Source organism: Kitasatospora sp. NPDC056138 (assembly GCF_042264695.1).
GTDB lineage: Bacteria > Actinomycetota > Actinomycetes > Streptomycetales > Streptomycetaceae > Kitasatospora.
The window spans coordinates 105,839-110,885 of the sequence record NZ_JBHJVK010000024.1; the positions used below are offsets into that span (position 1 = coordinate 105,839).

The 5,047-nt window shown below is 73.3% G+C and carries 2 protein-coding genes and 1 pseudogene; 2 read left to right on the plus strand and 1 reads right to left on the minus strand.

Annotated elements, in window-relative coordinates:
- Positions 1-108: 108 nt before the first annotated feature.
- The gene (locus ACFC1R_RS17450; RefSeq protein WP_375939378.1) at positions 109-336 is read right to left on the minus strand and encodes a hypothetical protein; all 228 of its coding nucleotides are present in this window, start codon (positions 334-336) and stop codon (positions 109-111) included.
- A 545-nt stretch (positions 337-881) separates the two neighbouring features.
- Here ACFC1R_RS17450 and ACFC1R_RS17455 point away from each other — a divergent pair.
- Positions 882-4,967 (plus strand): nitrate- and nitrite sensing domain-containing protein, encoded by a 4,086-nt coding sequence (locus tag ACFC1R_RS17455; RefSeq protein ID WP_375939380.1) that lies wholly within the window; start codon positions 882-884, stop codon positions 4,965-4,967.
- A 10-nt stretch (positions 4,968-4,977) separates the two neighbouring features.
- Positions 4,978-5,047, plus strand: a pseudogene (locus ACFC1R_RS17460) (roadblock/LC7 domain-containing protein); the annotation flags it as partial.

Genomic DNA, 5,047 nt, shown 5'->3' on the forward strand with positions numbered 1-5,047 from the left:
GCGGCGGGCCCCGGGGCGGGGGCGGGCGCCGGCTCCGCCCCCACGCCCCCGCCGCGGCCCCCCCGCCCCCGCGGGGGGGGGCCCGCCCCCGTTCCGGACGGTCCGCTGTCAGTCCAGCGGCGTACGCGGCGCCGGAGCGACCATCAGGATGGTCCGGCGCGGGTTGGCGGTGCTGGTGGGCAGCTCGGCCGCGTACTCGATCGGCTCCTGCACGCCGCGGGCACCGGGCAGCTGGCTGAAGTCCTCGATGGAGGCCAGCGTGGTCCGACGCGGGTTCGCCGTGGGGCGGCTGACGAGCGTGGACTTGGTGGCGGCCTTCTTCGCCGGCTGGGACATCGCGTCACACCTTGGGGTTCGGGGCCGACCCGAGGAGTCGGCCTGCGTGATTCCGGGCAGGCTGACGAACGCGCGCTGCACCGCACAGCCAGAGTAGGGATCTCTTTCCACAGGCGCCGTGATCAAGGCTATACATTCGGCTGTGACTTTGCTCACAAATTCGAGAACAGAATACACATCCCGGACATTTCACACCCGCCGATCGGCCAGACAATTGCGGCATTCCGGACAGAAGAGAACGTCTGCGACTCTTGTCGATCCACGGCCAAGTTGGCATGTATCCGGCGAGTGTCCGAAAAAGGCCGTATTCGGGCAGGGTTACCGCACAGTCCGTGAAAGTGTGAGTGCACTGGGTAGCTCAGGACACCGGCAGGTAACGCCCCTTGTTGGACTTCTCCCGCTGTGCTGGAATGCGACGGAAAAACTCGACACCGTTCCATCCGCGGCAGCGGAGAGGGACGCCCGGTCCAGAGGTTGCGACGCCAGTGCAGGGACGTTTCAAGAGGGGCAGCGGCGCCGCGGGTGACCCGGAGTCGCGCGAGCCCGTGGCAGGCCCCCACCAGGCAGCACCGATCACCGCTCCAGGTGACCAGGCCGTCAGTGGCGGCACCGAGCCCGAACAGACGGGCTCCAGCAACGGCGCTCCGGAGGGCGAAGAAGCCACCGAGAAGCGCCGTTCCCGCCTGCGCGGAACCCTGAACCGCCGCCGCGCCACCGGTATCAGCCGGTTCGCCATGCGCAACTGGCGAATCCGTACCCGCCTGATCGCCCTGCTGCTGCTCCCCGTGGTCGTCTCCATCGTCCTCGGTGGTCTGCGTGTCCAGTCCTCGGTGCAGAACTCCAAGCAGCTGTCGCAGATGACCAGCCTCTCGGACCTGGCCCAGAAGGCCACCGCGCTGGCGAACGCGCTGCAGACCGAGCGCGACATCAGCGCCGGGCCGCTGACGACCAACAACAACCAGCAGGACCCCGAGGTCATCAACGCCCGCAAGACCACGGACACCCTGAGCAAGGCGTTCGCAACCAGCGCCGACAACTTCGACAACCTGGACCTCGCCGGCGGCAAGGCACTGCTGCTCCAGGTCCGCAAGGACCTCAACCAGCTCTCCGAGGCCCGCAGCACCGCCTACACCAACTGGGACAACATCCAGGCCACGATCACCAACTACGACGTGATCATCAAGGACCTGCTGAGCATCACCCAGGACATCGCGATCGCCTCGAACAGCACCGAGCTGGTCAAGGTCACCCGCGCCCTGCAGCAGTTCTCGCTGGCCAAGGAGGCCGCCTCGATGCAGCGCGCGCTGATCAGCGCCGCGCTCGCCCGACCCGGCGGCCAGGACCTGAGCACCTCGGACGAGACCTTCGGCATCCGGCTGCAGACCGCCGAGGACAACGCCAACACCAACTTCACCGCCATCTACGGCGACGCCGCGGCCACCGCGCTGCGCGCCCCGCTCACCTACAACCAGGTGATCGCGGAGGCCGAGCGGTACACCAAGGCCGTCCTCAACACCAACGGCATCAAGCAGGGCGACACCCGTACCTACAAGGACTGGTACGACAGCGCCACCGCGAAGATCACCGCCGAGCAGAAGATCGAGTCCTCGCTGCTCGACGTCCTCGACGGCAAGGCCCAGCAGCTCCAGGACGACGCCGACACCGAGACCCTGATCAACAGCGCGCTGATCGCCCTCGTCCTCATCGTCTCCATCGCCGGTGCCGCCATCGTGGCCCGCTCGATGGTGCGCTCGCTGACCCGTCTGCAGTCCGCCGCCGAGGACGTCGCCGAGCGGCGACTGCCCGAGCTGGTCAAGACGCTCTCCGAGAGCGACCCGCAGGACGTCGACATCTCCATCGCCCCCGTCGGCGTCGACTCCGCCGACGAGATCGGCCACGTGGCGCACGCCTTCGACATGGTGCACAGCGAGGCCGTCCGTCTGGCCGCCGAGCAGGCCCTGCTGCGAGGCAACATCAACGCGATGTTCACCAACCTCTCGCGCCGCAGCCAGGGCCTGATCCAGCGTCAGCTCTCGCTGATCTCCGAACTGGAGAGCCGCGAGGCCGACCCGGACCAGCTCGCCAGCCTCTTCAAGCTGGACCACCTCGCGACCCGTATGCGCCGCAACGGCGAAAACCTGCTCGTCCTCGCCGGTGAGGACCCGGGCCGCCGCTGGACCCGGCCCGTCCCGCTGGTCGACGTGCTCCGCGCCGCCGCCTCCGAGGTGGAGCAGTACGAGCGCATCGAACTCGCCGCCGTCCCCTCGGCCGAGGTCGCCGGCCGCGTCGTCAACGACCTCGTCCACCTGCTCGCCGAGCTGCTGGAGAACGCCACCTCGTTCTCCAGCCCGCAGACCCGCGTCCGGGTCACCGGTCACGCGCTGCCGGACGGCCGGGTGCTGGTCGAGATCCACGACACCGGTATCGGCCTCTCCCCCGACGACCTCGCCGATATCAACGAGCGTCTGGCCAGCCCGCCGACCGTCGACGTCTCCGTCTCCCGCCGCATGGGCCTCTTCGTGGTCGGCCGCCTTTCCCTGCGACACGGCATCCGGATCCAGCTGCGCCCCAGCGACTCCGGTGGCACCACCGCGCTCGTCATGCTCCCCATCGACGTCACCAACACGGGCGACCGCCCCGGCGGCCGTCCCGGCACCGCGCAGGCCAAGCAGCAGCGCGGGGTCGGACCGGCGCCGCGTCAGGGCCGTGCCGGTGCCGCCGAGGCGCTATCCGGCCGCCAGGCCGCCGCGCTCGGCCAGGGCCCGTCCGGCGGTGCGCCGACCGGCCGTCCGCAGCTCGGCCAGGGCCCGCAGGCCGGTGGCCGCCCGGGTGCACCCGGTGCACCCGGTGGCGCTCCGCTCGGCGGCCCGAACGGCCTGCCCACCCGCGACCCCAAGGCCACCCTGCCCGGCGGCCCCAACGGCGGGCAGCCGGGCGGCGGACAGCCCAACCCCGGCCGGCCCAACCCCGGGCAGCCGGGCGGCGGCCCGGCGGGCGCGCCGAACGGCCTGCCCACCCGCGACCCCAAGCCGGCCCAGACCGGTGGCCCCGGTGGCGGCCTGCCGACCCGTTCGGTCGGTCAGTCGCTCCGTGAGAACCCGGCGGCCGGCCAGCCGCCCCGCCGTACCCCGGGTGCCTCCGGTGCGCCCGGCGGCCCCGGCGGCGGTCTGCCGCGCCGTGGTGGCGAGGGTCAGCCCGGTGCCGGACGTCCGGGCCCCGCGCAGGAGCGTCCGCGCCCCAACCCCGAGCAGCCGCAGCACGGTCGGGCCGAGCAGCCCGCGGACAACCGCCTCCCCGGCCGTCCGGCCCGGGGCGAGCAGGGCCGTCCCGGCCAGGAGCTGCCCACCCGTCGTCCGCAGGGCGGCCCCGCGCAGCCCCAGCAGGCCCAGCAGGCCCAGCAGCAGCAGGCCGGTCCGGCCCAGCAGGGCCCGCAGGTCGCCCCGCAGCCGCAGGCGCCGCAGGCTTCGGCACCGGCACCGGCACCGGCACCGGCACCGGGCCAGGCTCCGGCCGAGACCACGGCCCAGTTCGCCCGGCCCCGCTTCGAGGCCAGCCAGATCGACCCGCGTGACCCGCTGGGTCTCGGCCTGGTCGAGCCGGTCCTGCCCAGCGTGCCCAACCCGGCCGCCCCGCAGGCGCCTTCGGCTCCGCAGCCGCCCTTCCAGCAGCTCCCCGGGCAGTCGCAGGCTCCGGCCATCCAGCCGCCGCAGCCGGGTCTGCCGGCGGCCGGCCAGGAGCGGCCGGTCCCGCAGCGCCAGCAGCCGATGGCGCTGCCGACCGGCCCGGGTATCGAGGGCCCCCAGGGCGGCACCGGGGACGGCTCGCCGTTCCAGCAGCAGCCCGTGGGCGGGCCGCAGGGCCGGCCGCGCCCGACCTACCAGCCGCAGCGTCCCGGCACCTCCGCGCCGGGCGTCCCCGCGGACCAGGCCCCGCAGCAGCAAGCCCAGCAGCCCCAGCAGCAGCAGCGGCCGCAGGCTCCCCAGGGCCGGGCTCCGCAGCAGCAGCCCCAGCAGCCGCCGCAGCAGCGTCCCGAGCAGGAGCGCCGGCGCCCGGCCGCGCAGGACCCGTTCGCCCCGCAGCCCGGCCGCCCCGGTCCGGCTGCGGGCCAGCCGGGCCAGCCCGGTCAGATGGGCCAGATGCCCGGTCAGACAGGCCAGATGCCCGGTCAGACGGGCCAGTCCGGCCAGCCCTCGGACGCCCCGTGGCGCCCGTCCGCGAACGACGAGCGCTGGCGCCGCGCCGAGCAGGTCCGCCAGCCCTCGACCAGCGGCATGACGCTCTCGGGTCTGCCCCGGCGCACGCCGCAGGCCAACCTGGTCTCCGGCACCGCCGAGTCGGCGCCGCTGACCGGCCCGCAGGTCTCCCGGGCACCCGAGGAGGTCCGCGGCCGGCTCACCAACCTGCGTCGCGGTATCCAGCAGGGCCGTCAGGCCGGCGCGGGCACCGGGACGACACCGGCAGCCGGTACGCCGATCCCCGGCGCTCCGGGCGCGGGTGCGCCCGGAGGCAACCCCGGTGGCGCCGACTCCCAGGGTCGGCGACCCACCCGTCCGCAGCGGTTCGACGGCTTCGACGCCCCTCGGGGCAACGGGGGCTTCGGCGAGTTCGGCCCAGATCACCAGGAGCGTTGAGTTGAGTCAGATGAGCCAGGCCGCACAGAACCTGAACTGGCTGATCACCAATTTCGTGGACAACACCCCCGGGGTGTCGC